At 46.1% G+C, this 25,475-nt stretch carries 25 protein-coding genes and 1 pseudogene; 11 read left to right on the top strand and 15 right to left on the bottom strand.

Going from position 1 to position 25,475, the window contains the following annotated elements; genetic code table 11:
* Positions 1-368: 368 nt before the first annotated feature.
* On the bottom strand, positions 369-992 hold the full coding sequence (locus QUA40_RS19935; protein WP_333128935.1) for a DedA family protein: 624 nt from the start codon (positions 990-992) through the stop codon (positions 369-371).
* Between the two features lie 349 nt (positions 993-1,341).
* Between QUA40_RS19935 and QUA40_RS19930 the strand changes: the two genes are divergently transcribed.
* Positions 1,342-1,686, top strand: coding sequence for an STAS domain-containing protein (locus tag QUA40_RS19930; RefSeq protein WP_333128933.1), 345 nt, complete (start codon positions 1,342-1,344; stop codon positions 1,684-1,686).
* 44 nt (positions 1,687-1,730) lie between these two features.
* On the opposite strand, the gene QUA40_RS19925 is transcribed toward QUA40_RS19930, so the two are convergent.
* The 7 genes from QUA40_RS19925 to psbN form a co-directional block, all read right to left on the bottom strand.
* Positions 1,731-2,381 (bottom strand): hypothetical protein, encoded by a 651-nt coding sequence (locus tag QUA40_RS19925; protein WP_333128930.1) that lies wholly within the window; start codon positions 2,379-2,381, stop codon positions 1,731-1,733.
* Positions 2,374-2,928, bottom strand: coding sequence for an Npun_F5560 family protein (locus QUA40_RS19920; RefSeq protein ID WP_333071078.1), 555 nt, complete (start codon positions 2,926-2,928; stop codon positions 2,374-2,376). The genes QUA40_RS19925 and QUA40_RS19920 overlap by 8 nt, the downstream gene beginning before the upstream one ends.
* Before the next feature lie 261 nt (positions 2,929-3,189).
* Positions 3,190-3,789 carry a class II aldolase/adducin family protein gene (locus QUA40_RS19915; protein ID WP_333128928.1) on the bottom strand — a complete coding sequence of 200 codons (600 nt, stop codon included), beginning with the start codon at positions 3,787-3,789 and terminating at the stop codon, positions 3,190-3,192.
* An 857-nt stretch (positions 3,790-4,646) separates the two neighbouring features.
* Positions 4,647-5,642: a hypothetical protein gene (locus QUA40_RS19910; protein ID WP_333128927.1), complete on the bottom strand. Its 996-nt coding sequence runs from the start codon at positions 5,640-5,642 to the stop codon at positions 4,647-4,649.
* A 562-nt stretch (positions 5,643-6,204) separates the two neighbouring features.
* Entirely contained in the window at positions 6,205-7,116 is a 912-nt protein-coding gene (locus QUA40_RS19905; protein ID WP_333128925.1) for an MBL fold metallo-hydrolase, read from the bottom strand.
* Position 7,117: 1 nt separating this feature from the next.
* Positions 7,118-8,218, bottom strand: a complete 1,101-nt coding sequence (aroC, locus tag QUA40_RS19900; protein WP_333128922.1) for a chorismate synthase — start codon at positions 8,216-8,218, stop codon at positions 7,118-7,120.
* 244 nt (positions 8,219-8,462) lie between these two features.
* Positions 8,463-8,594, bottom strand: coding sequence for a photosystem II reaction center protein PsbN (gene psbN / locus QUA40_RS19895; RefSeq protein WP_190742515.1), 132 nt, complete (start codon positions 8,592-8,594; stop codon positions 8,463-8,465).
* A gap of 213 nt (positions 8,595-8,807) precedes the next feature.
* Here psbN and psbH point away from each other — a divergent pair, with 213 nt between their 5' ends.
* The 4 genes from psbH to QUA40_RS19875 all read left to right on the top strand — a co-directional run bounded on the left by psbH (position 8,808) and on the right by QUA40_RS19875 (position 10,352).
* Positions 8,808-9,011, top strand: a complete 204-nt coding sequence (psbH, locus tag QUA40_RS19890; RefSeq protein ID WP_015176007.1) for a photosystem II reaction center phosphoprotein PsbH — start codon at positions 8,808-8,810, stop codon at positions 9,009-9,011.
* Between the two features lie 154 nt (positions 9,012-9,165).
* On the top strand, positions 9,166-9,426 hold the full coding sequence (locus QUA40_RS19885; RefSeq protein ID WP_333128920.1) for a TatA/E family twin arginine-targeting protein translocase: 261 nt from the start codon (positions 9,166-9,168) through the stop codon (positions 9,424-9,426).
* Positions 9,427-10,089, top strand: a complete 663-nt coding sequence (gene pth, locus QUA40_RS19880) for an aminoacyl-tRNA hydrolase (protein WP_015176009.1) — start codon at positions 9,427-9,429, stop codon at positions 10,087-10,089.
* Positions 10,086-10,352 carry a DUF3146 family protein gene (locus tag QUA40_RS19875; protein ID WP_006633689.1) on the top strand — a complete coding sequence of 89 codons (267 nt, stop codon included), beginning with the start codon at positions 10,086-10,088 and terminating at the stop codon, positions 10,350-10,352. Before pth ends, QUA40_RS19875 begins: the two co-directional genes overlap by 4 nt.
* A 137-nt stretch (positions 10,353-10,489) precedes the next feature.
* Here QUA40_RS19875 and QUA40_RS19870 read toward each other — a convergent pair whose 3' ends face one another.
* Both QUA40_RS19870 and QUA40_RS19865 read right to left on the bottom strand, forming a co-directional pair.
* Positions 10,490-10,798 (bottom strand): S-layer protein, encoded by a 309-nt coding sequence (locus QUA40_RS19870; protein WP_333128918.1) that lies wholly within the window; start codon positions 10,796-10,798, stop codon positions 10,490-10,492.
* Between the two features lie 81 nt (positions 10,799-10,879).
* On the bottom strand, positions 10,880-11,713 hold the full coding sequence (locus QUA40_RS19865; RefSeq protein ID WP_333128916.1) for a CPBP family intramembrane glutamic endopeptidase: 834 nt from the start codon (positions 11,711-11,713) through the stop codon (positions 10,880-10,882).
* Between the two features lie 179 nt (positions 11,714-11,892).
* Between QUA40_RS19865 and QUA40_RS19860 the strand changes: the two genes are divergently transcribed.
* Complete coding sequence (locus QUA40_RS19860) at positions 11,893-13,344, top strand: GTP-binding protein (RefSeq protein ID WP_333128914.1); 1,452 nt, start codon at positions 11,893-11,895, stop codon at positions 13,342-13,344.
* Between the two features lie 199 nt (positions 13,345-13,543).
* On the opposite strand, the gene QUA40_RS19855 is transcribed toward QUA40_RS19860, so the two are convergent.
* Positions 13,544-14,221 carry a hypothetical protein gene (locus QUA40_RS19855; RefSeq protein ID WP_333128912.1) on the bottom strand — a complete coding sequence of 226 codons (678 nt, stop codon included), beginning with the start codon at positions 14,219-14,221 and terminating at the stop codon, positions 13,544-13,546.
* Between the two features lie 490 nt (positions 14,222-14,711).
* Between QUA40_RS19855 and QUA40_RS19850 the strand changes: the two are divergent.
* The 4 genes and pseudogenes from QUA40_RS19850 to QUA40_RS19835 all read left to right on the top strand — a co-directional run bounded on the left by QUA40_RS19850 (position 14,712) and on the right by QUA40_RS19835 (position 19,486).
* Positions 14,712-16,112 (top strand): annotated as a pseudogene (locus QUA40_RS19850) (3' terminal RNA ribose 2'-O-methyltransferase Hen1).
* 60 nt (positions 16,113-16,172) lie between these two features.
* A complete protein-coding gene (locus QUA40_RS19845; RefSeq protein ID WP_333128910.1) occupies positions 16,173-16,511 on the top strand; it encodes an AbrB/MazE/SpoVT family DNA-binding domain-containing protein in 339 nt (112 codons plus the stop codon).
* Positions 16,505-16,834: a type II toxin-antitoxin system PemK/MazF family toxin gene (locus QUA40_RS19840; RefSeq protein ID WP_333128908.1), complete on the top strand. Its 330-nt coding sequence runs from the start codon at positions 16,505-16,507 to the stop codon at positions 16,832-16,834. The genes QUA40_RS19845 and QUA40_RS19840 overlap by 7 nt, the downstream gene beginning before the upstream one ends.
* 9 nt (positions 16,835-16,843) lie before the next feature.
* Positions 16,844-19,486: a polynucleotide kinase-phosphatase gene (locus QUA40_RS19835; RefSeq protein ID WP_333128937.1), complete on the top strand. Its 2,643-nt coding sequence runs from the start codon at positions 16,844-16,846 to the stop codon at positions 19,484-19,486.
* A 118-nt stretch (positions 19,487-19,604) separates the two neighbouring features.
* On the opposite strand, the gene QUA40_RS19830 is transcribed toward QUA40_RS19835, so the two are convergent.
* Both QUA40_RS19830 and QUA40_RS19825 read right to left on the bottom strand, forming a co-directional pair.
* On the bottom strand, positions 19,605-21,281 hold the full coding sequence (locus QUA40_RS19830; protein WP_333128906.1) for a mechanosensitive ion channel: 1,677 nt from the start codon (positions 21,279-21,281) through the stop codon (positions 19,605-19,607).
* 84 nt (positions 21,282-21,365) lie between these two features.
* Positions 21,366-22,583 (bottom strand): transposase, encoded by a 1,218-nt coding sequence (locus QUA40_RS19825; protein WP_333128904.1) that lies wholly within the window; start codon positions 22,581-22,583, stop codon positions 21,366-21,368.
* A 147-nt stretch (positions 22,584-22,730) separates the two neighbouring features.
* Between QUA40_RS19825 and QUA40_RS19820 the strand changes: the two genes are divergently transcribed.
* Positions 22,731-23,195, top strand: coding sequence for an SRPBCC family protein (locus QUA40_RS19820; RefSeq protein ID WP_333128902.1), 465 nt, complete (start codon positions 22,731-22,733; stop codon positions 23,193-23,195).
* 161 nt (positions 23,196-23,356) lie between these two features.
* Here the strand turns inward: QUA40_RS19820 and QUA40_RS19815 are convergent, their stop codons facing one another.
* Positions 23,357-24,040 carry an alpha/beta hydrolase gene (locus tag QUA40_RS19815; protein WP_333128900.1) on the bottom strand — a complete coding sequence of 228 codons (684 nt, stop codon included), beginning with the start codon at positions 24,038-24,040 and terminating at the stop codon, positions 23,357-23,359.
* 300 nt (positions 24,041-24,340) lie between these two features.
* Positions 24,341-25,165, bottom strand: coding sequence for a transglutaminase family protein (locus QUA40_RS19810; RefSeq protein ID WP_333128898.1), 825 nt, complete (start codon positions 25,163-25,165; stop codon positions 24,341-24,343).
* Positions 25,166-25,475: the final 310 nt, after the last annotated feature.

The following is a 25,475-nucleotide window of genomic DNA, read 5'->3' as shown; positions in this document are numbered from 1 at the left end:
TCATCTTTATTTGACGATTTTACTAGCTTTTTCATTTTAACTCTTTTGTGACACATTCGCAAAAGTGAGATGCACCCGTCGCCGGTTTTGTAAATCGCTTTTTCTTGGACGGGTCAGTTTCGGACATTTTACCACCTTGGAATTGAACGCCGCAGCCTCATTATACGGCCTTCTCTTTAGATTGTCACAAATGAGTTGGAGGACTGATGTTCTCGCTACAAACTTGAGGATTTTGAGAACCGAAGTCGTGATTTATTAATAGGCGATCGACAATAATCAGACTTTTTGCAAAAATAAATAATATCTGCGTCCATCTGCGGTTAAAAACAGAAAATCCAGAACTCTTGCAAAAAGTCTAACCACCAATCTTACTTAGTCTTGTCCAAATTCCGCGACTCCAACCAAATAGGAATTGCAATCCAAGCAACTGCTAACAGCAAAGCAAGTACAGCAAATTGAGCCGCCCAAGCTACCAATTTTTCTAAAGACACAACTTGTCCCAAGAAGTAGGATAAACTCACCATTACAGATGCCCAGCTTGCAGCACCCAGAACATTGAACAGCGAAAATTTCCAAAAAGGCATTTCTGCAATACCCGCTAGGGGGCTGGCAAAAATTCGCAGCAGTGCGATGAAACGGCCCAAAAATACAGCTTTAGCTGCATTTTTGCTAAACTGTTCTTTTAAATCAAACAGTTGTTCTTCTCGAAAGCGGAAAAATTGTCCCAGCTTCAGCAGCAGTGGCCAGCCACCATATCTGCCGATCGCATAACCAAGGTTTCCGCCCACAGTCGCACCAGCGATCGCACTGCCGAGCACAAACCAGTAATTCAGTTCCCCGCTGCCAGCTAAAAACCCGCCAGCAATCGTAATAGTCTCGCCTGGAAGAGGAACTCCCAGATTTTCCAGCAAAATTCCCAGAAATACTGCCCAGTAGCCGTAATCACGCGCAAACTGCTGAATAGTCTCTAACGATAAAAACTCAAAAGACATTCGATACTGCCTTCGTAAACTTTTGCAAAGCTCAATACATTTATATATTGGCTCGATTCAGCCAATAGTGCAATCTTTCGCTGTGATGAAGAACACACTGTTGTCGCGATCGCTGGCCCAACTAAAAATTAAGCTTTCAGGCATACTAGATGATATAGAGAATTGTTGCGGTTGCGTTCCGCGCGATCGCTAGCCAGTTTCCTACTAAATTTATCACAACGGCTCTCCCCACCAATTCCCACAAGGGCGATCGCCCATCCTAAAACCTTAGCTGAAATCCCCTGAGTCTCTTAAGAGAGTCACCAACTAAACAAACTTATTCATACTTTACGATCGTAGGATAACTGCTATGGAATTTTCCAACTTCAACCCACCCATCGTCCTTCAACCTCACAACTGCCTCGACTCCCAAGCCGGCAGCCTCCTCCAGCAACAGCTAGCCGAGATTGTGCCCGATCGCCACAAACTCTGGGTAATAGACATGGCCGCCGTAGATTTCATCGACAGTTCCGGAATCTGCGCCTTAGTCGGCGGACTCAACGCCGCCCGCCACCGGGGATGCCGCCTCGTCATCTGCAACCTCTCAGCCACAGTCAAGCTAATTTTTGAAATTACTCAACTCGACCAACTCTTTGAAATCTTCGACAGTTTCGAGCAAGTTATCTCCACTGAAACTCCGGCTTTAGTTGCTTGATTCAAATGAGAACCCGAGTTTAAATCTCAAGTTTCCCAGAGACTTCAAGCAAGCGCAGAGCTAATTTCTATATCATAAATAGGTTGATTTGTCAAGCAATACCAATGACAAACAAATAAATCCGGCACTTGAACGCCGACAGAAGCGATCGCAGGTGCAGCCGGAAAAGGCCAAAGTCGATCAAAACAAATCCTTTCCCCTACGAACCCGAACTGCATCAAATAAATCGCCGGGGGCGCATTTAAAAGATTCAGCAAGCGGTAAGCCAACTCATACAACTGCTGCCGCCAAACATCCGACAAATGCACCGGTTGAGAGTAACTCAACTCGCCAGACTGGTTGTCAGATTTCCCACCGATCACCTCAGCATACAGTGGCCCCTTTGCCGTCAACACCACAGGCAGCCAAAAATTGCCATCTCCGACGGGAAAAAGCAACTCCTGGGACACTCGATCGCGCGCCGCCGAAACATTGCCACAAAATCGAAACACATCTTGAGCCGGAAAAACCAGATTTTCTGGCACATTCAGCGTCAAAGGACAAAATATCGCGCCACCTGGAACGATCGCGCCCGAATGAAGTTCCGAAACCCCACAGATATTGACTTCAGTTAAAGGATGAGATTGAGTGATCGCCGCCTTGAGACTAGCTGTCGGGCCTTTCTCACCACCCGCCACAATCAAAACCTTAGACATTGCCAAAGCTCGGCATTTGAATTCCCCGATCGTCCTCAGCATCAACACTCGGCAGATCCAAGCCCTTAGCCTTGCGGTTGCGTACAGCTAGACGGTAAGTTACGCTTTGCAACTCTGTGTGCAACTGGCGGTTTTCCTTTTGCAATTGATCCAATTTTTCCTTAATTGGCTCGATGCGCTCGGCAAACTTCTGGCGGTAAACCCCTGGCAATTCCTGAACCACCTGTTCTAGCATCCGAGAGCGATCCGTCAATTCCTGCACCGACTGCCGCAGTTGGTAAACCTCTGCATCCCTCTCGGCAATTTGTTCCTGATAAAAACCCACCTGTTCTTCAACAGCTTGGAGTTGTTCCCGCATTGCCTGCATTTGAGCTTGGTGGCGATCGGAAACTTCCGGCGCCGGCACAAAACTCGAATTGCCCTTCACTAGCCTGAAAAGTTCTTGAGACAACTGCTGCACCAATTGGTCACGCATTTGCAGCTCTTCGGTGAGACGAGAGACCTCTGATTGCAATTCTTTGGAGCTTACAAGTTTAGTTTGATTCACGATGACTCTCAGCTTTTGTTATATAATGTGTTTCTATTTAAAAATATCTTTCCCTTACCGCAGAGGCAAGAGGCACTTCAAAAGTTTTGAACCGATTAGGCTAAATCGAGCCCCCGGCCAGATGTTAAGGGTAAAGCTCAGTCTAACTCAAATCAGACATCCACGTCATCACCTTAGTTTATGACTATAGACACAGGTAAACTCCTAGGTTTTGGTCCATAAACCAGGTTTCTTACTTTTCTCGGAAAATAGTGCAATATCTCAGGTGTAACCAATCACAGCAGAAAGCACTTTGCCAGCTTCGTCCACGGTTCTGCCAAAACAGATAATACCGTCCTCGTGACCGGCCATCGCCAGAATTTGGCGCTGTGCCAAATTCTCCTCCTCAAAAAGTCTAAACATTTCTAAGGCCATCTGGGGAGTGCCGTAAGGTATTTCTTTTCTAGTAGTAGGAATCTTAAACAGCAGTTGCTGCCATAGCTTAGGATTATGGACGTGAATTATCGCGCCCACCTCCTCTCTCTGAAGGTACAGTGCCCCGTGAGTCAGGGACTCCGACGAAGCTTGTACGGGGCCCCGGCAGCCGAGGTAATTTTGTTCTAAGTTAAATTCGGTAACAGTACAGTAGAATTCTGGTCCCAGAGTCCTCAAATGTGCAGTCTGGGTTCCCGATATCACGAATTGGCAAGAATTACCGAGTCTGACACTGACGTTGCCAAACCCTATGCCATTTTCGTAGACGCCAATTAATCCCCAAGAGTGGAGCCGATCGCGCCAGTCCATCAAATCTGCTATGTTCCGGGCAGCTACAGGGTCTGCTTCTTCCCAGTCACAGCGGTACTTAACGACTCCTTCATCCATCCATTTTCTTGTCCTAGCTGACACGAGAGACATGGCCCAAGCTGAGACTTAATCGAAGTTGTCAAGTAGTTGTCAAACAGCTTTTTTTGCCTGTTGCCTTATGTCTCGGTGCATAAGTGCCTTAACCAATCTACATTCCAGTGTCGCCGTAATTAGCGACCGACATTAGCAAAAAGTAAGCTAGGAAAGAAGAACCAATTATTCCAAAAATCATGGTGTAGCCTCTAGGTGATTACAAAAGTTCAATATGAAAATGTACGCTTTCAGTCCGGGAGTTGGATTCCAGGCTTTTGCCCGATCGAGTTTCTGATGTGAAACTACATAAACTCCCTGAATCGGTTATTGCTCTATGCTACCGCATTTCTACTGAGTTATGTTCTACCTTAAGAAATATTTAAGGATAAATTACCCTTTAACCAGGTAACTGAGGTAAAAAGCAACCGTACATTTACCGACTTTTTATCAGTATACATATATTTAAGCAAAAAGCAAGCGGAACAAAAAAATATTTTTTAGCCTGTCTGGGAGGAACTGGCACAATCTTCGGGTGCTCTACGTTAGTCAACACCTGTCGATCAAGCAATTTTTAGCTCCGGGGCACGCTACAAGCTAAGAAACCGGGCTGAGGGTAATATCATGTCGGGTAAAATCACCGCAACGCCAGCTCGCGTCGGCGGGCTTACCAAAATCTGTATTAGTAGTATAAGTTATAGATCCCGTCAACCAGCGCCTACCTAAAGGAGGATACTCGATCGACCGAACCTGATATTAGTTGTATTAAGAAAAAAACAAGCCGATCGAGTAGTGATGACTCGATCGGCTAAATTATTCTGTGGAGCGCGATCGCTCGCAGCCCTTTAAATGTGGAAGTGATACAAAATGCTGCCGTCGTCTTTAATTTCGCAATTGGCATTAAAAACTTCAGCTTGTTGGTTCAAAAAACGCTGAGCGACATCCGGCGACAGCCGCGTTTCCATCGCAAACCGCACCAGAGTTATTTCGCCGCGGCCTTCTTTGATCAGTCGGTACAAAGCACTTTGGAGCCTTTCGCTCTCTTCTCGCTGAAAAGCTGCTTTGTACCTCCAATCCGCCACCGAAGGAATCAAGCCCCGGCTGACCAAAATCGCCAACAGCAAGCCAATTCCCAAAATCAGAGGCACAGTCGGATCGCTCGTGGGCGTCGCCACAATTTGCGGCACTGTAGCGGCGGCCAAACTGCTGACCATTTCTTTTTCCGACGCTTGCGTATCCGCCATTGCAAGCTGAGTTTTGTTATAAACGTCTTGCTGCAGCTTCATTTGCTGCAACAGGCGAGCGCGCTCTCTTTCGTATTGGTCGAGTTTTTGCTGAGCTTGTTTCAGCTCTTGAGTGACTTGTGCCAAGCGTTGGTTGAGCGACTGATTGACTGATTGCCACCGATATCTGTTAATCAGGCGGCTTTTTTCAACCATGCCCTTCATCAACATATCCGCCGTTTGGATTGCTTGCTGCTGATCGAGCGAGCGATAGCCCACAACAATCTCTAGGGGTTGTTCTGGCTTAGAAATCTTGACACTAGCATTTTGTCGAACTTGCTGGGGCGACAGCTTAACTGCATCTGCCACTGCTTTGACAACATTATCTGCTAGGAGAACCTCCGGGGTGAGTTGCTCTCCCTGCTTGAGAATTGTCGTGCCCGTACTCGAAAATTTGACTGGCGGATTATTAGAAGTGAGAGTGCCTTGAGCCATGAATCCGGGGGGCGGGGCGAGGCGGTAGGCCAGAGCGCCTGAAATACCCATAATTACAGCAAAACTGCCTAGGGCAATCCATCTGTATTGATGTGCTGAAGATCTAAAACGTAAATTTCCCATTTTGATAGTCAAGTCATAACATTCGCTTGCCGCAGCTACTGCCAAACCCAAGAGCGATCGTTTCTTTCTGGTTAGTCAAATTGACTGCTGAAAATTTTCTCAGTTTGTACCTAAAAGCTATTAGCTTTTGAGAGTTGTCAATATTCATGAGCCTAAAAAACCGATCGCGCTTTTATTTGATCCGAGCTATAACTTCAGTTTTTGTCCTTAATAATTCATCTGTAACAAGGCTTCTGGAAGTCTACTGGCATCAGACTAGCACTCAGGCGTGCGATCGCCTCGCCTCCCCGTGTTTGTTGACATTCAAAACAGTCTCCTTTTCACCCTTGGCAATCCTCCAATTATCTTACGTCTTGGCGTCTTGCGGACGCGGTTGAAGAATAAAAAAAACCTTAAATACTCTGCCTAAAAACTTAACAAGCAAGAATTATACCATGCAGTTAAGAGTTTGCTGCGGATTAAAAAAAATTGTGGATCGGGGCGCGAGACCCGATCCACATATTCACATAACAATTATGGTTCGATCGGTTGATGGTTCGATCAATCTCACAAGGGCGAATGTTCAGAAGCCGATCGGCAAAATAAGACCCTCGCGGGCCATGACAGCCTTCGGAAAAGCGATTTTCACATCTTCGGCGATGCGATCGAGGAAATCGTCAGTGTGAGCAGGATCGTGGTGAAAAATCACCACTCGTTTCACCCGCGCCTCCTTAGCCATTCTTACCGCTTCCTGCCAAGTCGAGTGTCCCCAACCAACCTTCGGAGACTTGGGGTTGTGATATTCCTCGTCTGTGTACATCGCGTCGTAAATCAGCACGTCAGCGTCGAGGGCCAAATTATAAATATTCTCATCAAGGCGATCAGGAAAATGTTCCGTATCCGAACAGTAAACAGCCGATCGTCCCTGCCAAGTCACCCTATATCCCATAGCAGTATTTGGGTGATTCAGAGAACCCGTCCTAATCTCAATATCGTCCAGCATCATCGTCTGGTTGTGATTGAGTTCGTAGAAATTCAAATCTGCCTGCAAACCCATCAGTGGCACCGGCGAATTCGAGTGCAGCACCCGTTCGACGAAGTGCCTTTTCATGCAATCTCCATCCGGCGGAGTCGCCCCGTAAATATCAAAGCTATTGCCGCGGATAAAAGCTGGGGCGAACAGCGGGAACCCTTGAATGTGATCCCAGTGATAGTGAGTAAAAAACATATAAGCTTGCACGGGCATTTCTTGCAGCAACTGGTCTCCCAGCATCCGCAAGCCAGTTCCGCCGTCAAAAATCAAGCGTTTTCCACCGACTCGCATTTCCAAACAAGAAGTATTGCCACCGTAGCGAACAGTTTCCTCTCCGGGTGTCGGAACACTGCCCCGCACGCCCCAGAACTGTACTACAAAATCATCTATACCTTTTATGGATTCGGAGGGTTGAGGGCAATCAACGGGAGTTGCCGCTACTGAGGACAAGCTGATTTCCATTTTAAAATTCAGACTTTAAGGTTCCACATTGTCCGTGATGGCGCAGCAGATGGTCGCACAACACTAAAGCTACCATCGCTTCCACCATTGGCACAGCTCTTGGCAAAACGCAAGGGTCGTGCCGTCCTTTGGCAGCCAACAGCGTTTCTTCGCCTTCTCGGGTTACTGTGCGCTGCTGCTGGCGAATGGTCGCAGTTGGCTTGAATGCCGCCCGCAAAATAATATTTTCGCCGTTAGCAATGCCGCCCTGAATTCCGCCGGAGCGATTCGTCACTGTACGAATTACACCCTTATCATCAGTATAGTATTCATCATTATGTTCGCTGCCCTTGAGCAGAGTCCCGGCAAACCCGGAACCAATTTCAAAGCCTTTGCTGGCGGGCAAGGACATGATGGCTTTGGCCAAGTCGGCTTCGAGTTTGTCGAATACGGGCATTCCCAAGCCTTTGGGTACGTTGCGGGCGACGCATTCGACTACACCGCCGATCGAATCTCCGCTGTCGCGAACTTTTTCGATCAGTTCAATCATTCTTTCGGCACATTCGGCATCTGGACAGCGGACGATGTTGCTTTCTACTTGTTCTAAGGTAACAGTGTCCGGGTCGGCGACACATTCTAAGTCTTTGATGCGTTTGACGTAGCCGACTATTTCGACTCCTGCTGCTTGTTGGAGAATTTTTTTAGCGATCGCCCCTGCTGCTACTCTACCTATTGTTTCCCTCGCAGACGATCGACCTCCGCCTTGCCAGTTACGAATTCCGTACTTGGCATCGTAGGTAGCATCCGCGTGGGAAGGGCGGTAAGTTGTGGCCATTTCGCCGTAATCTTGGGGGCGAGTGTCTTGATTGCGGACTAAAATTGCGATCGGCGTTCCCAAAGTTTTGCCTTCAAACACCCCGGACAGAATTTCGCAGGTATCTGCTTCTTTGCGGGGCGTAGTAATTTTGCTTTGGCCAGGGCGGCGGCGATCGAGTTCGGCTTGAATTTCCGATGCGTCAATCGACACCAGGGGTGGGCAACCGTCAATTACTACTCCCACACCGCCGCCGTGAGATTCCCCAAATGTCGATATCCGAAATAAATGCCCAAAGGTATTGCCCATTATGCTTTGCCCTGAAACTTGATAATTTTTAGCTTAAATGGAATAGAGATTTACTGTATTTCTGAAAAATATACCATTGACGAGAATGCGACAGGCGATCGCCTCACAGCATCACTCCCTTCCCGCCCCTAGAAGAATATCTACCAGGGAGAGAGGGAGAGACCGAGAATAGGAGATATCTGGAAACACACTTAAATTCATCCGTGTATCCGTGTCCGAATCCGTGTTGTGCTTTCCTTCTTCTTTAGTCTTCGTGTTCTTCAAAAGGATCTCTCAATTCCTTAGCGGGAGGGCCGAAAGCCGTGTAGATCGAGAATCCGGTGATTGCCACCAGACACACGCCGAGAGAAATGCCGAGAACTGCTGCGGGTTCCATATTTGTGATCGATTATGAGTGCTCCACTCTATAATATTACAAAAAATAACAATCCGTCTGAAAGTCTCGTGATTTTAGGCGCTGTACGGTATGGCAGCCAACCCCCACTCCCCCTTCTCCCAGTCCCCCATGCCGCATTTCTGAGAAATTGCGATCGCAATTAGCGGTAGAAATATGTCAAACTTTTCTGTAGAGATTCATTGCAGGTGACTTATGGCACAACGGACTTGGTTAGGAGATATACTCAAACCGCTTAACTCGGAATACGGCAAGGTAGCCCCCGGCTGGGGAACCACGCTATTGATGAGCGTGTTCATTGGACTGTTTTTCGTGTTCTTGTTGATTATTTTGCAAATCTACAACTCTTCTCTGATTCTGGAGAGTGTGGATATGGATTGGTCGAGTCTCGGCCGCTAAAAATTGATCACAAAACAGTAAGGCTAAAAGTAAAAGCTGAGGGTTGAGGAGAAAGGGTAAAAGCTAAGTTTTCCCGTTTTTCCTTACCCTTTCCGATTACTTTTGCCATCATAAATAAACAAGAAGTAACTAAACAAATTGCAGGAGAAAAACCATGAATATTTTTGGCATTGGTTTGCCGGAAATGGCCGTTATTTTTACGATCGCCCTATTGGTATTTGGCCCGAAAAAATTACCAGAAATTGGCAGGAGTATGGGGAAGGCAATTCGGGGCTTTCAAGACGCTTCGCGGGATTTTGAGTCGGAATTCACGCGGGAAGCTAAGCAGTTAGAAGAAGCAGTAGCAACTAGCAGCAAACCGGCAACTGAAAAACTCACGGCGGCTAATCCCAAGGAAGATAGCACAGACATTTAAATGAACAACACTCAGAAGTCGGAAACACCAGCGGAGTTAGTGATTCCCCAGCTAATAGTTGGGTTGGGAAATCCCGAACCTAAATACGATCGCACCCGACACAACATAGGCTTTAATGCTGTCGATGCCTTGGCTAAATCTTGGCAGATTTCCCTGTCGGAAAATCGCAAATTTCAAGGCATATTTGGCGAGGGAAACCGGCCGCGGGGACAGAAAATCCGCTTGCTGAAACCGCTTACTTACATGAATCTCTCCGGTCAAGCGATTCGGGCGGCGACGGATTGGTACAAAATACCTGCGGAGTCGGTATTAATAGTATACGACGATATGGATTTGCCGATCGGGAAATTGAGAATGCGGCTTGCCGGTTCAGCCGGCGGGCACAACGGCATGAAATCGACAATTTCTCATTTGGGCACAGACAAATTTCCCCGATTGCGGATTGGGATTGGCAAACCTCAAAACGATGCTGCTAAAAATGAGAAAGATACGATTTCCTTTGTTTTAGGAAAGTTTTCCTCAGAGGAAAGTCAGTTAGTAGAGAAAGTGCTTAAACTGGTTGTAGAAGCTGTGGAACTGAGTCTGCACCAAGGAGTAGAAAAAGCCATGAGCCTTTACAATAGTCGCACAATTGCAGAAACAAACGCGGAAACAAAAAGGTGAGTTCGAGACGTTTGCCTGAAACAACTGCATATGTCCGAGTTACTGGCCAATCTTGGCAAAAAGGCACGATTGAGGGTGAAGTGACTGCCGGCAATTTTGAGTGGCAGTTTCAGTGGCGTTTCACGTCAGAAAAAACACTGATTCTTGAGCCTTCTCAGGGTAGGGCATTGATTCAGGAACCGCTGCACCGCTTTCTAGAAAAATGGGATTATCAGCTTGAACCGGGCGGGGATTATTCGTTTACGGTTCGAGCTCAATTTTAAGAATAGACCTCTTGCACTCATGCCCAAATTATCTTGAAATTATCTGCGTTTATCTGTGTTAATCTGCCTTACATCTGCGGTTTTTGTTTTTTTAACCGCAGATGAACGCGGATTAACGCAGATGAAATTCGGGATGGTCAATTTGTTTGTGTTGATTGCAGCAATTCTTGAATTAAAGCAGGTGGCGTTGCTTCTCGGTAGACGCCGCAATAATACATGGTTAAAACGGGTTTGTAAGCCCAGTGATTGGAAGGTACATCGGTAAAAGGATTTGGCAGCGTTTCAGCCCGATTCTGGATGCAAGCATTGAGAACTTGTTCTCGCGTTGGCTGCACTTGAACTAAAGAATTATTAGGCTTGAATTGTGGGGCATTTTGTGCGTTTGCCGGAGCTAACAAACCTGTATACATTAACAGTGTAGCAGTGCCAAAGATGCTGAGTTTCATAAGTTTATAAATTTCTGAATAAGTTGGGTGGTAGTGAGGACTTTAGCCCTAAAAGTTGTGGGAAATAAGGGTTCTTCGTCCTTACTCGAAACCTTTGGAATGTTCAGACATTTTTCGCATTCCCAAGGCCAACACGCTCAAAAACAAAAGCCCGAGCGCCCCAGCTAGCGGATTGCCGTTAACTCCTGTCACCCACTCGGGAACAGATGTCGAATATCGCACTAACTGCCCGATGTTAATTATGTAATATCCCCAGACTAAACCTGCATGAAGCCCGATCGACAAACCGAGGCGATTTTGGCGCGATCTTTTTCCCCAAACCAGAATCAAACCCAGCAACAATAACCCCGGAAACTGCGGCCAACTCCCCAGCATAGCGGCGACTGGTTTGATAAAATGAGATAGGGCAAACACCAGGCTATTCGCCCACAGAGATATTTTATAATTGTAATCCCGCTGCAACTCGTCCAGCAACCAACCCCGGAATACCAACTCCTCCGCAAAACCGACTCCAAGAGCGCTTAACAGCCCTTCTGAGATGATTCTCGGCAAGTTCTCAGAATTGTGCCACGCGACTAAGCCGAACAGCCCTTGCACCGCAAATAAGCTGAAAGTGATCAAAAGCCCGATCGCCAATCCGATTAAAAGCTCCAAACCGTTTTTTCGCGTATTGATTAAACCGTAACTTTTGAGTAATTGGGTTTGTCCGTAAACCTGTTTTCCCCAGCGCGGCACTAGGAACAGAAACTCAGTAAACAACAATCCCATTGTCAGGATAGTTGCTAGGTTACTATCTTTAACTAAGAGATAAATTGGTGCTGCTAGCGGCAGCCATATTGCGAGCAAGATTAATAGGAAAATTATTACACGTAAAGGAAATGGATAACTGGCTATTATTTGGTGGCGGTTAATCATTGTTGTAAATTAAACAGGTTTTACATGATATCTGTAGGGAGACAGCAATGCTGTGTCCCTACCCAGATTCTAAACGCACCATTGCCGTACTCCTAATGTACAAAGCAGACGGAAAAAGCTAGAATGGCATGGTATGGGTTGAAACTTTAAGTAAAGCAAAGCTATAACCTCAGGTAACAATGACTGAAGCCTCCGATTTTTCAAATGTCGATCGAGAATTAGATGACACAATTTTAAGCTTCGCAGACATTCAGGCAGAACTCAACCTGCGCCACGCTAAAGATGCTCTGCGAGATATAGTAGAAAATCTCGACTTGACAGTTCAAGAGCGAACTGGACTGGAACCGGAAATTGGCGGATTGGAGAAAATGCTCGACAAGCTAGAGCGCGCTTGCGTGCAAATAGCTGTGTTTGGGATGGTGGGAAGGGGAAAATCTTCGGTTTTGAACGCGCTGCTAGGTCAAAATGTGTTTGAAACTGGCCCGACTCACGGGGTGACTCGCACCACGACTATCGGCCAGTGGGATGTCGGAGAGGGAATTGATGAGAATTTGCCCGATAGACTTTCGCCAGTTATTTACCGTTTGTCGCAAGTTGAATTAATCGACACTCCGGGAATAGATGAAGTTGACGGCGAAACTCGCGAACTTTTAGCCCGCCGCGTTGCTAAACAAGCAGATTTGATTTTGTTTGTAGTTGCTGGCGACATTACAAAGGTGGAATACGCAGCACTTTCGCAGTTGCGGGAAGCCGGAAAACCGATGTTATTAGTGTTTAATAAAATTGACCAGTATCCTGATGCAGACAGGCTGGCAATTTATCATAAAATTCGAGACGACCGCGTGAGAGAATTGTTATCTCCCGATGAAATTGTGATGGCGGCGGCTTCGCCTTTGACGGCAAGGGCGGTGCGCCGTCCCGACGGAAGTATGGGCGTGCAAATGACTCGCAGTTTGCCACAAGTGCAAGATTTAAAATTAAAGATTTTGGAGATTTTAGACCGGGAAGGCAAATCTTTGGTCGCGCTGAATACGATGCTCTGTGCGGGGGATATTAACGAGCAGTTGGTGCAGCGAAAAATGGAGATTCGAGATAACGCGGCTAATCGAATTATCTGGAACGCGGTAATGACTAAAGCGGTGGCGATCGCACTTAATCCAATTACTGTAGTTGATATTCTTAGCGGTGCGGTAATTGATGTGGTGATGATATTAACTTTATCTAAAGTTTACGGCATTGCGATGACGGAAGCGGGCGCGGTGGAATTGCTGCAAAAGATTGCAATTAGTATGGGGGGAATTACGGCCGGCGAATTGTTGGCTAATTTTGGTTTGAGCTCGTTGAAAGGATTGTTGGGTTTGGCGACGCCGGCGACGGGGGGTTTGGCTTTAGGGCCTTATTTGTCTGTGGCGGTGACGCAAGCTGCGATCGCGGGGGTTTCTTCCTACGGAATTGGTCAAGTTACTAAGGCTTATTTGGCTAATGGTGCTTCTTGGGGAGATGATGGGCCAAAGGCTGTTGTGAGCAAGATTTTGTCTTCTTTGGATGAGGATTCTATTTTAAATCGGATTAAGGAGGAGTTGCGGGCTAAGTTGGATTTGGGAAGTGTAGAAAAACAGAAATTTCAGTGAGAAAAAGCAAAAAGGAAGAAGGAGCAACTATGAAATAAATACATAAAAAAAATAATAAACAACCAATTACTAATTATCCATTACCAATTACCAATTATTACTATCGCCCTTGATGAGGCAAATCCCTCGCTCGGACTTTGACAAGGCTGGCACTGCGTACTTTACCCCCTGCTTTGACCATCGCCGGATAACTCTCACATTAGGAAGATTGGGACTTAAATTCTTGAGCTAGCGCCTCACAATTCTTCAAAAGATACCAAAATAGCCAGATATATCCAAGCCTAAGAGCAATAACCCAAATGTAACTCAAAATAATTCCTTCTTGTAGGTAGCGGAAAATAAGTAGTAAGGAGCCGAAAATCATTATACCTACACGAATCCAGAGCACTGTGGTGACAAAGCGCAAGTTTCTTAAAAGAAGTCTCTTTAAGTCGAGTGCAAATCCCAAAAAAGCAATAGAAAACAGGAACTCTATTCCGAGATCAAGATAACTTAAAAGCGATTTAATGTAAACTTCTCTAAATAGTGGGATAAAAATTACCAATATTGTATTTAAGAACCAAGCCAGACCAATGAAAAAAAAGAATATCCTCATTAATCCGCCTGTCAATGCACTTAATGTACCCTTTTTAACCAGGACATTATTTCGTTTAACACTATATTCTAGTACACCGGAAAACTGGGGTTTAAAAACCACTTCATAGCTTGACATTTCTCCATCTTCATTGACTTTAAAAGAGTGGTTAGATGTCCGAGGGAGAAGGTTGCTTTTTTCGGAAATCGTTTTGTTATCATGAACAATACTTTCTTTTGCTCCCAACAGGCTTATAATTAATTGTATTTTATGACCGCTGACATTAAAACATACTTCAGACATAGCAAATTTTCTCCTTATCTTATGCTTCAAATATGGTGAGATCTAACTATTAATTAGACTGATTTTTTCAGTATAATACCCCGAGGTGAGTGAGGAGACTGAAACTTTTCAGGTTATTTACAGATTTTAATAAAAATACACCGATTTTAATAATTAAACTGGAAATTTCCTGACGGGGTGATAGCGCCTATTTTACCTCGATCGCTAAATCGTTGAGGCGGATTGACCTAGAAAAACATGATGGTTTCTTGACAAGCTTATTGATAACGATCCTGGGCAGCGATCGCCCTTGAACCTCATTTTCTACGATACCCACCCTCTTTCATTGACGATCGTCCGCGAGCATCTTTTTTGAGGTCGATCAACTCAAAACCTTGCCTCTCAAGTCTTTCAACTTGCTTGTCACCGCGTCAGCACCCTATATTGAGGCTGTGCGTAAGTCCTCTCGCGATTTTTTGTACACTATATAAAGTGTGCCTGCGTAAGTCCTGTGTTATTAACTATTTCCACAACTCTCGTCCCAGCTACGGATTTGGGTTATTTGCTGCACAAACATCCCGATCGCCATCAATGCTTTCCGATGACTTTCGGGCAAGCCAGCGTGTTTTATCCAGAGGCAAATGCAGAAAGGTGCACGGCGGCTTTACTCTTAGATGTCGATCCGGTTGGTTTGGTGCGGGGCAAGTCGAAATCGGGCGATCGCCCTCTCGAACAATACGTGAACGATCGCCCCTACGTTGCCTCTTCGTTTCTGTCTGTCGCCCTCGCCAAAGTCTTTAGTACAGCTCTATCCGGTCGCTGCAAAGACCGCCCAGAACTCGCAGAAACAGCTATTCCTTTGACAGTTAATCTGGCGGTTTTGCCCTGTCGCGGTGGCGAGAAGTTTTTGCGGCAAATGTTTGAGCCGCTTGGCTATCAAGTCGCAGCAAAACCCCTGATTCTTGACGAGCAATTTCCCGAGTGGGGCGCGAGTCCTTATTTTTCTGTGGAACTGCAAAATACAGTTCGTTTGGCGGATTTGTTAAGCCATCTTTACGTGCTAATTCCGGTGTTGGATGACGACAAACATTATTGGGTGGGCGATGATGAAATCGAGAAATTATTGCATCACGGCGAAGGTTAATTGAACGCGCATCCCGCCCGCGAACAAATTGCCAACCGCTATCTGAAACGCCAGCGCCGTCTGACGCGAATTGCTGTGGCACAGTTAGCAGAAGAAGCTCATATCGACCCTGAGGAACTCGAAGTTTCTTATCAGCAAGAAGAGGAAGTTTTAGAACAGCGAATTAGCTTGAATCAAGAGCGTTTGGAAGCTGTGACGGAGGTTTTAAAGCAAAGTGGTGCTAAGCGAGTGGTAGATTTGGGCTGCGGTGAGGGAAAACTGCTGAAACTGCTTTTGAAAGAAAGCTCGATCGAACAAATTACAGGCGTCGATGTGTCCTATCGCGCATTGGAAATTGCCAGGGAACGTTTGCAAATCGATCGATTGTCTCCCGCACAGCAATCTCGGATTCAACTAATTCAAAGTTCGCTGATTTATCGGGACAGCCGCTTGACTGGTTTTGATGCGGCGGCAGTAATTGAAGTGATCGAACATCTGGAGTTAGAACGGTTAGCTGCTTTTGAGCGCGTTTTATTTGAATTTATCCGGCCCAAAAGTGCGATCGTCACAACTCCAAATATTGAATATAATGTTCGGTTTGAAAACTTGCCTGCGGGCAAATTTCGCCACCGGGATCACCGCTTTGAGTGGACAAGAACCGAATTTCAAGCTTGGGCGAATGGGGTTGCCGAACGGTTTGGCTGTCGGGTAGAGTTTCGTTGTGTGGGAACTGAAGATTTAGAAGTAGGTTCGCCTACGCAAATGGCAATATTTTTCCAGCTAAAATAATACCGCCAGTCTGTTTGTGCTTACAATATAGTTAAACTTGGAAAAATGCAGGCTTCAGCTATGAGTAAATCTATTCAAACCCAAATCGTTGAAATTGACAATTCTCAGGGCATTCACATTCCCAAATCTTTGTTAGAGCAAATTGGTATTAGCGAAGCAGTAGAAATCGAAGTTCACGGCGATCGGATCGTCATTCGTGCAGCCCAAAAACCGGGTGCCGATTGGTACGTCATTGGTTCAGCCCAAAAACCGCCTGCCGGTTGGATCGTCATTGGTGCAGCCCCAAAACCGCGTGCCGGCTGGGAGGAAGCGTTCGCAAAAATGGCAGAGCAACATGATGATGTCCTTCTTGATGATGTCACCACTACGGATTGGGAGGAGCTTGAGTGGCAATGGTAGTCAAACGTTTTGATGTTTTTCTAGTGAATCTTGATCTTGATCCCACTGTTGGCAGTGAAATTCAGAAAACTAGACCTTGTTTGGTGATTTCACCAGATGAGATGAACAAGCGCATTGCCACTGTCATCATTGCTCCAATGACAACGAAGGGGCGACCATATCCCAGCCGCATAGATTGTCATTTTCAAGGCAAAGATGGGCAAATCGTCCTCGATCAAATTCGGACAGTTGACAAAAATCGATTAGTTAAATATCTCGGTCAAATCAGCGCTGACGAACAAAAAGCAGTTTTAGATACTTTGGTACAGATGTTTGCTGAATAATATTATTCCCTGAAAATTACGCTTCCAGAACTATCCCTAGTCGTTCTCATCGGTGCATCCGGTTCCGGCAAATCCACCTTTGCGCGGCAGCATTTCCTACCTACAGAAATCATTTCCTCGGATTACTGCCGGGGTCTGGTTTCCGATGACGAAAACAATCAAGCGGCGACCGCTGATGCTTTTGAAGTATTGCATTTAATCGCTGCTAAACGTCTGGCGGCGGGTAAGTTAACTGTGATTGATGCCACCAACGTTCAGCCGGAAAGCCGCAAATCTTTGTTGGAATTAGCCCGAAAATATCATTGCTTTTTGGTTGCTATTGTGCTAGATTTACCCGAAAAATTGTGTGCCGATCGCAATCAACCACGTCCAAACCGCAACTTCGGCAGTCACGTAGTTCGGCGGCACATCCAAAGTTTGCGGAAATCGCTCCGAAATCTCGATCGCGAAGGATTTCGCTACGTTTACGTCCTCCGTTCCCCAGAAGAAATCGACGCGGTGGAAGTCGAGAGACAACCTTTGTGGAACAATCGCAAAAGCGACTGCGGCCCTTTTGACATCATCGGCGATGTTCACGGATGCTGCGACGAATTGGAACAATTGCTGCAACAGTTGGGCTATCAAATTATCGAAAAATCGGGCGAATCCGATTTGGGGAATTTTCCCACCTACGCGCACCCGGAGGGCCGTAAAGCCGTGTTTTTGGGCGATTTGGTCGATCGGGGCCCGCGCATTCTCGACACCCTCAAACTCGTGCGAAACATGGTACTCGCAGAAACAGCTTTGTGCGTACCTGGAAATCACGACATCAAACTGGTGCGAAAACTCAACGGCAAAAATGTCAAAATTAACCACGGACTCGAACAAACCTTAGCAGAAATTGCCGCTTTACCGGATGAATCGCGCGAATCAGCCGTACGAGAAATTCGCCAATTTTTAGATAGTTTGATCGGGCACTACGTCCTCGATGGCGGAAAATTAGTCGTCGCCCACGCCGGGATGAAAGCTGAATTTCAGGGACGCGCATCGGGCCGCATTCGAGCTTTCGCCTTGTACGGAGAAACAACTGGCGAAATCGATGAATTCGGCTTGCCCATCCGCTACAATTGGGCCGCCGAATATCGAGGTCAGGCAGCGGTTGTTTACGGACACACCCCCGTTCCAGAAACAGAATGGTTGAACAATACAGTTGATATTGACACGGGCTGCGTTTTCGGGGGCAAACTAACAGCTTTGCGGTATCCCGAAAGAGAATTTGTCAGCGTTCCTGCTGCTAGAATCTACTGCGAACCTGCCAAACCGATCGCCTTTCAACACAGCCCAACTCCACTTAACAATAAAGACATGAATTCACCCGTTATCAATAGCGGTTTGGCGGCAGTGAACATCACCGCCCAACAGCAGTTTGATGACGTACTGGACATTAGCGACGTACTCGGAAAACGCATCATTTCAACTCGCCTGCAAAGTAACATTACGATTAAAGAAGAAAATGCGATCGCCGCCCTAGAAGTAATGAGTCGCTTTGCAGCCAATCCCAAATGGCTGATTTATTTGCCGCCCACAATGTCTCCCGCTGCTACCTCCAAAGAACCAGGACTTTTAGAACATCCAGCCGAAGCATTTAGCTACTACCAACAGCAGGGCATATCGACAGTTGTGTGCGAAGAAAAGCACATGGGTTCCCGTGCAGTTGTGATTGTTTGCCGCGACGCATCGGCAGCTTTACGCCGCTTTGGCATTCTCAGCGAGAGTATTGGCATTTGCTACACCCGCACGGGACGGCATTTTTTCAATAATTCTACCTTAGAAAAAGAATTTTTAGCGCGGGTAAATGTCGCTCTCACTGCCAGCAATTTTTGGGAGAAATTTCAAACCGATTGGGTGTGTTTGGACTGCGAATTAATGCCTTGGTCCGCCAAAGCTCAAGGTTTATTGAAAGAGCAATACGCCGCCGTGGGAACAGCATCTCGTCACGGGTTTGCGGAGGCGATTAAGAGCTTAGAACAGGCAAACCAGCGGAGAGTTGAAATTAATTCTTTGCTAACCAGCTACCAAGAGCGAGCCGAACTAGCCGATCGCTATGTTAAGGCCTACCAGCGCTACTGCTGGCCAGTGAAATCGCTCTTGGACCTCAAATTAGCGCCTTTCCACATCTTGGCAACCGAGGGAACTGTTCACACTGACAAAAATCACTGTTGGCACATGGAACAGATTTCACAAATTTGTAAAGCTGACCCTGAATTGCTGTTAGCTACTGAATACAAAATAGTTGAAATAACAGATTTTGACAGCAGATTCGCAGGGATTCAATGGTGGGAAAAACTGACTGATTCGGGAGGCGAAGGAATGGTGGTTAAACCAATGGATTTTATTGTCAAAAATAGCAAAGGACTCGTACAGCCGGCGGTAAAATGTCGCGGTAAAGAGTATTTGCGAATTATTTATGGTCTGGAATATTCTTTGCCGGAACATTTAGAAAAACTGCGATCGCGCGGACTTTCCGGCAAGCGTTCTTTGGCGTTGCGAGAGTTTGCTCTCGGTGTAGAAGCATTGGAGCGATTTGTTGCGGGTGCTCCTTTGAGACAAGTTCACGAGTGCGTTTTCGGAGTGTTAGCGATGGAGAGCGAACCTGTCGATCCGAGGCTGTAAATTTCTTCTATAAGACTTACGCTCTCTATCACACTTCTTCGGGGATGAGATGCCTGACGGTAATGAAATTAAGCATAAAAAAAAGGCGTTTGTACTTGACAAACGCCTTTTTATAGAGTTACAAACGCGGCGTCTTATCTTGTTTAAACGACGCTAACCATTCGCGAATTTGGTCGGCCGCAATCTCGCGCCCGCCCAAACCAAAAGCTAGAGCAATGCCAACTGCGATCGCCCCGAGCAGCAGCCCGAAAGCCAAATTCACAATATCGCTGCCAATGCCCATCTGTTGCAGCGCCAAAGCCGCAACAAATGCAATAATCGCGATCCGAGCCGTTTGGCCCAAAAGCCGCGCTTGGCGAGTTCCAGAACTGGCAATCAAGCTAAACGCCAGATTCGCCAAATACAAGCCGATCGCAAATACCACCAAACCGGCCAGCACCCTACCTGCAACCAGCACAATACCGCTGACAATCGCCGTCAGTGCTGGAATCCCCAGCACGTCGGTAGCCGCCACCACAGCAAACAGCATGATGCCCACCTGCACCACAATCCCGACAAATTCCGAAGGCGTGCGGGCCGGAAGTTCCGGTTCTTGAAGAATCGTTGCGTCCGGATCGATCGAACTCGGGGGTAGTCGCAGCCGCTGTTTCGGCTGTTGCACTCCCAACCAAGAAAAGACATTGTTAAAGCCAATTCCCGTCAGGATATTCGTCACCAAATCGCTGATCCAGCGCCCCAAAATGTAAGCAACCGCCAGAATTAGCGCTGCCGTGAAGATTTTGGGAACCGCGCCCAAAATGTCGTTGAGCATCGCGACTGCAGGCTGCGAAATCGCCTGAATGTCCAAAGCGTTCAGAGCTGCGATCGCCGTTGGAATCAAAATCAAAACATAGACGATCGTCCCGACAATCCACGACAGCGATTGTCCGCCCGAAGTCCGCGAAATTCCAAACCGAGCGCCCAAAGTGTCAGCCCCAGCAGCAGCCAACAGATTTGTGACAATCCGCCGCACCACCATAGCCAGCAGCCAGCCCACAAACCCAATCAGCACAGCTTCCAGAATTTTCGGAATTGCCGCCAGAATTTGGTTGAGCAAATTATTCACTGGCAGCAGAGCCTGCTGCATTTCCAGTGAGTCGAGAATCAGTGGCAAAAACAGCAGAAAAATGAACCAGTACAGCGCATTTGCCACAGTATCGCTCAGCAGCAAAGGGCGCTCAGTGGGCGCTGCGCCCACCTCCTGATTCAAGCGCTCGTCCACGCTAAAAGTCCGCATCGCCCGCGATACGGCCATTTTGGCTACAGTTGCCAACACCCAAGCAATCCCCAACCAAATTAGCGCGCCGGCTAACTTCGGCAAGAAACCGGTAATTTGATTCAGAAAAGTATTGAGGGGTTGCGAGACAGCCGTTAGATTCAGGCGGTTGAAAAAGGCAATTAGGAAAAAGATAAAAATGATCCAGAACACCGCTGTGGAAATCCATTTTTCCACTTGCGGAGATCCAGCTCCTTCCGGCCGGCCGGTAATCCAAGCAGCCAGCCGATTGTCGAGCGTAGTCTTCTTGAGCAATCCTCCGACTACAGATGAGACGAGGGCTGATACTATCAAGCCAACTAGGAGGATACCGACGGCCCAGAGGAGATTTTCAATGTTTGAGCCCTGAATGAAATTGTTAATTCCGCGTTCGGCGTCTGTCAGCGGATTCCCGGGCTTGGCCTGTGCCAAAATGCGATCGGACAAAGCCGCTATTGGTCCCGATATCGGTTGAGTTACTTCTTGCCAAGTTTCATTCATTTTTTTCTCAGGTTAACGTCAGATTTGACATGGAAAAGACGAAACTTTAAGAATAGTTACAGAAAATCTAGACATCGCCTAAATTTAATGTTTGTACGCTTTTAATCGTACTGGGTTAACTACAAAACCCTCTATCGAATTAGGGATAAACCCATCTCCGACTGCTTTTCGGCCAATATTCAAAGAACCGTTTACATCGGCATTTATGAAGCGTCCAGTTTGGGTTCTGAACAATCCTCTTTTTACCCTACAGCCAATGTAGTCGGAATGCTGTTGAATTGGTTCCCTATCCAAGGCTGAACATTTGGATGTGTAACTCTCCTCTACTAACACAACTTTAATTCCCGCAATTTGTCCTTTGTACTGCAACATTTGCACGAATCGGCTATGGGGAGTGCAGGCAAAAGTTTGATTGTTAACCTTGCACGTCTTAATCCCATCTTTGAAATCCTGGTTCCAGCCTATAGCCAGCAAGCCAATTTGATGATTAACGAGTTCTTTAATAATTGCAGAACTCGTCGTGTGGAGGTAGTAATCCACTTTACAGTTACGCTTGTGCCACAATCTGGCGAGTTTTTTACTGGTTTTTTGCGCGGCGGGCAGCAATGATTTCAAAACCGATGAAACTTGATTGCAGTATTGATTGGTTGACTTAACAGCCCGTCCGTCGAAGATTGTCGGTACTAACCCAGGAACATTGTAGGTTAATGTTGCCAGATTGTTTAATCCTAAATCTATGGCAGCTACTCTCTGATTAACTTGTAAAGGCTGTTCTAACTTTTCATAGAGCACCTCGACAACATAACAACCTACCTTGGGAACAATCCGGATTTCCCGAATCGAGGTGACTTTTGATGGCAACCAAATATTAGTCCCAGAGGGACGAGCGTATCCTTTTTTTAAGGCTCTTTTGCTGACAGCTTGACAATTAAATACAACTACATAGCGCCCGTCCTCTCTTTTTCGCTCTCTTGAACCTTTATAATGAGGGATTTTCGGTATCGCTTTAAATTTAGTTGGGTCTTCCTGATAGTTTCGCACCGCCAGATAATAGCTAGTCCATGCTTTGAGGACTAAGCCGAGCGTGCTTTGTGCTACTTTTGCGGGCAGTGCTTTGTAATCAGGACTTGTTTTGAGCGCGTGATAAACAGCCAGAGCGTTTGTTTGTTGGCTAGCGAAAAAGTTTTGACGGTAGATGTAGTTAGCGCTATTGTAAAGATTTTTGCACAGCAAAGACAGTCTATCGGCTTCTCGATAAAACCTATGATTTGGTTTAATGATGTGCCTTTCGACTAACTCCATAATCAGTATATATACTTTATTTCAAGATGATACACTGTATTTATGAGTGTGTCAATCTTTTAATTTCTGGAAAAATTGACGTTACAAGTAAATAAAGGACTATAAAGTAAGCAAAGTTTTGTAATACCCTCCTTGTTGCAGGTTCTCATGTCAATTCGTCAAGTTTTCGAGCAATCCATTGAAATTCGCGCTGCTGCTACTCTGGTGGAGCGTTGTATAGTCGATCGCACTTTAATGCACAAGTGGCTCAATCCCCTGCTACGCTGCGAGCCCGAGGGCGAATGGGATACGGCAGTAGGAAGTCGCAGCTTATTTATCATAAAAATTCCCGTTTTGCAACCCACTTTAGAGAGTGTGGTGTTGGAGCGACAACCCGGTTTAATTGTGTGGGGGTTTGACGGATTTTTCAAAGGATGCGATCGCTGGGAATGCCAGCCCCAAATCCAAGGAACTCTCTTGATTAACCGCTTTGAATTTCAAATTCCCAATCGTTTAATTAGATTTGGTTTCAATCGCTTTGCAGCCCCTTGGACTGAGAAAGATATGAAAGACCAACTCCGCCGACTCAAGCGGGTAGCCGAGCAACTATCTCAAAGAATGGGTAAGGGGTAATGGATAATGGGTAATTGGGAAGTTTTACCCTCACGTAGCCAAAGAATTGGTAATGTGTGATGAGTAATTGCTAATAGCTGAAAGCTAAGAGCTAATAGGAAAAACAGCACCAATTCCCAATTCCCAATTCCCCATTACCCATCCCCTGCAAGTTCAGTTATTTACTTCGCACTTCCCGATGGATTGGGCTGACAAATCATTTCTCTCGCCGAATTCACGGCTTGGTTAGCCGTATTTTGCAAAGCCGGGGAATTCTTATACAAAGCTTGCAAATCTTGCACATCTTTAATCACTCGCTCGTAGATAACCAGAGCTTGATTCCCGTCAACTTCTAAAGCCGCAGGGCTGTAACTTTGCATCACTTCAATCAGCGATATTTTGCCATCTTTGGAAGCTGCGACTAAAGCATCGCGCAGTGCGGGCACGCTTTGAAGCCGAGCAGTCGGCGCATAAGCAACCTCGCCCAATTGTTTGAAAACAATTTCCCCAAAATAAGTAGTTGCCAGCCGCGCTACTAATTGGGAATCTAAAGGCACTTCTCGCGTTAATATTTCGCGCACAGACTCGGGAGTTTGTTTTGCAAGACTCAGAACGCTCTGCAGTTGAGATGATGCTTTGCCGGTTTGTGCAAAGCTTTGCAAGTCGCTCATCGGTAATGTTACGTCAACAGCACCGTATTTTACGGTAACATTATCTAATGCAAAGGCTTTGCCGCTGCTTAGGAATACTGCACTTGTTCCCAGCAAAAGCGCCAAACCCAATGATAAAGACTTTGACATTCTTTTGGTAAAATGGGCTGACAGCGGTTGCATTCCGTTGAGATAATGTTGAAACTGAAAGTTCATGAGTTTGTGCCTCTTTACGTCAAAATACTTTTTAGATCGCTCGTCTGTGCGGGTATCAGTCGGGAAAGTCGAATCGGGATTTCCGTAAATGACCTATGATTTTACAGTCAAGTCACGCAAATTCAACCTATCAAAAGATAGGTGTTAATTGACAATTAATATGTTATAGTTACCGTTTTGACAATTTTATATCCCTTTGCAAAAATGATAAAAGCCAAATTTGGTCATCAGGCAGCAGTTTATTGAGTATTACTTAAATATGTCTTATAGTGTGCTGTGCGACATATAGCGAATTTAAGTTCAAAGATCCCGATCGAGCCGATCGACCAATTGGCGAATTCTAGCAGCATCAGGAGCATTCGGAGCATTTCTCAGGTATAGTTCTAAATCGTGGCGCGCTTCCACCAAGCGTCCCTGTTGATAGTAGAGAATTCCGCGATCGCGCCGTTCCCCCAGCGCATCGGGAAACAGCAGCAAAATCCGTTCTATCGCCCAGAGTACCCTCACAGCATCTCCCTGTTGCAAGTAAATCGCCTTCAGATTTCCCAGCATTCGCCCCAACAAATGTCGGCGACTTACCGGAGCGAGAAAAGTCGGCTGCAAACCCATAGGTTGACCATAAATTTGAGAAAGTCTGGCTTGACAATCTTCAGGAAACAAGATTTCGCCGCCGTTAAACGCATCAACAAAAATGCCAGCATCTTCAAAATCCGGTCTAATTAAAAAATGTCCTGGCATCCCAATTCCCACCATCGGAAAATCAATGCGCTTAGCCACCTCCAAATAAACCAAAGATAAAGAGATTGGAATGCCAGTACGCCGATCGATCACTTCATTCAAAAAACTATTGCGGGGGTCGTAATAATCAGCATCATTACCCGCAAACTGCAACTCCCCGTATAAATAGCTGTTAATAGTTTGAATTATCCGCAGCGGATAATTCTGTGCCGGCAGCCGATCGCGTACTTCATCGGCGATCGTGTCGAGAGCGTTGAGATACTCCTCTGGCTCTAAATGTGGGTATTCTTCCAAAGCCATATAAAGGGCAGCTTTCGCCAGGTCTATCGAGCCATCTGGCTGATTTATTTCTCGATAAAAGAGTTGTCGGGCGATCGGAAAATCCATATTTATTATTGATTTATTTTTAATTTACTTTTTGTACCAACACCATGAACAGGCAAGATGCCTGTTCCACAACAAAGATTATTCTTGGAAGCAGGCATTTTTTGTAGTATGATTAACCTTTTTTATTGTCAAACAGGTACTTCTTCTAGTGAAACAGCCATCTGGTCTGTCACCCAAAAGATATTAAAAACAGTGAATTATTTAAATTTTAATATATTCTAATTTTTTTCATCTATAGCATTTCTTACAAAGGTGAGGTACAATAACAGCAGTGAGTAAACCAATTCCAAATATTTGCTGATGTAACTTC

Source organism: Microcoleus sp. Pol11C3 (assembly GCF_036701485.1).
In the GTDB taxonomy this organism is placed as follows: domain Bacteria; phylum Cyanobacteriota; class Cyanobacteriia; order Cyanobacteriales; family Microcoleaceae; genus Microcoleus.
Note: the sequence above shows the minus strand (reverse complement) of the source record. Positions and strands in the feature narration are given on the sequence as shown.

Excerpts from the sequence above, each read along its gene's own strand:
- QUA40_RS19935 (WP_333128935.1), bottom strand. The coding sequence starts at position 992 with ATGTCTTTTGAGTTTTTATCGTTAGAGACTATTCAGCAGTTTGCGCGT.
- QUA40_RS19930 (WP_333128933.1), top strand. The coding sequence starts at position 1,342 with ATGGAATTTTCCAACTTCAACCCACCCATCGTCCTTCAACCTCACAAC.
- QUA40_RS19925 (WP_333128930.1), bottom strand. The coding sequence starts at position 2,381 with ATGTCTAAGGTTTTGATTGTGGCGGGTGGTGAGAAAGGCCCGACAGCT.
- QUA40_RS19915 (WP_333128928.1), bottom strand. The coding sequence starts at position 3,789 with ATGGATGAAGGAGTCGTTAAGTACCGCTGTGACTGGGAAGAAGCAGAC.
- QUA40_RS19910 (WP_333128927.1), bottom strand. The coding sequence starts at position 5,642 with ATGGGAAATTTACGTTTTAGATCTTCAGCACATCAATACAGATGGATT.
- QUA40_RS19905 (WP_333128925.1), bottom strand. The coding sequence starts at position 7,116 with ATGGAAATCAGCTTGTCCTCAGTAGCGGCAACTCCCGTTGATTGCCCT.
- aroC (WP_333128922.1), bottom strand. The coding sequence starts at position 8,218 with ATGGGCAATACCTTTGGGCATTTATTTCGGATATCGACATTTGGGGAA.
- psbN (WP_190742515.1), bottom strand. The coding sequence starts at position 8,594 with ATGGAACCCGCAGCAGTTCTCGGCATTTCTCTCGGCGTGTGTCTGGTG.
- psbH (WP_015176007.1), top strand. The coding sequence starts at position 8,808 with ATGGCACAACGGACTTGGTTAGGAGATATACTCAAACCGCTTAACTCG.
- QUA40_RS19885 (WP_333128920.1), top strand. The coding sequence starts at position 9,166 with ATGAATATTTTTGGCATTGGTTTGCCGGAAATGGCCGTTATTTTTACG.
- pth (WP_015176009.1), top strand. The coding sequence starts at position 9,427 with ATGAACAACACTCAGAAGTCGGAAACACCAGCGGAGTTAGTGATTCCC.
- QUA40_RS19870 (WP_333128918.1), bottom strand. The coding sequence starts at position 10,798 with ATGAAACTCAGCATCTTTGGCACTGCTACACTGTTAATGTATACAGGT.
- QUA40_RS19865 (WP_333128916.1), bottom strand. The coding sequence starts at position 11,713 with ATGATTAACCGCCACCAAATAATAGCCAGTTATCCATTTCCTTTACGT.
- QUA40_RS19860 (WP_333128914.1), top strand. The coding sequence starts at position 11,893 with ATGACTGAAGCCTCCGATTTTTCAAATGTCGATCGAGAATTAGATGAC.
- QUA40_RS19855 (WP_333128912.1), bottom strand. The coding sequence starts at position 14,221 with ATGTCTGAAGTATGTTTTAATGTCAGCGGTCATAAAATACAATTAATT.
- QUA40_RS19845 (WP_333128910.1), top strand. The coding sequence starts at position 16,173 with ATGAGTAAATCTATTCAAACCCAAATCGTTGAAATTGACAATTCTCAG.
- QUA40_RS19840 (WP_333128908.1), top strand. The coding sequence starts at position 16,505 with ATGGTAGTCAAACGTTTTGATGTTTTTCTAGTGAATCTTGATCTTGAT.
- QUA40_RS19830 (WP_333128906.1), bottom strand. The coding sequence starts at position 21,281 with ATGAATGAAACTTGGCAAGAAGTAACTCAACCGATATCGGGACCAATA.
- QUA40_RS19825 (WP_333128904.1), bottom strand. The coding sequence starts at position 22,583 with ATGGAGTTAGTCGAAAGGCACATCATTAAACCAAATCATAGGTTTTAT.
- QUA40_RS19820 (WP_333128902.1), top strand. The coding sequence starts at position 22,731 with ATGTCAATTCGTCAAGTTTTCGAGCAATCCATTGAAATTCGCGCTGCT.
- QUA40_RS19815 (WP_333128900.1), bottom strand. The coding sequence starts at position 24,040 with ATGAACTTTCAGTTTCAACATTATCTCAACGGAATGCAACCGCTGTCA.
- QUA40_RS19810 (WP_333128898.1), bottom strand. The coding sequence starts at position 25,165 with ATGGATTTTCCGATCGCCCGACAACTCTTTTATCGAGAAATAAATCAG.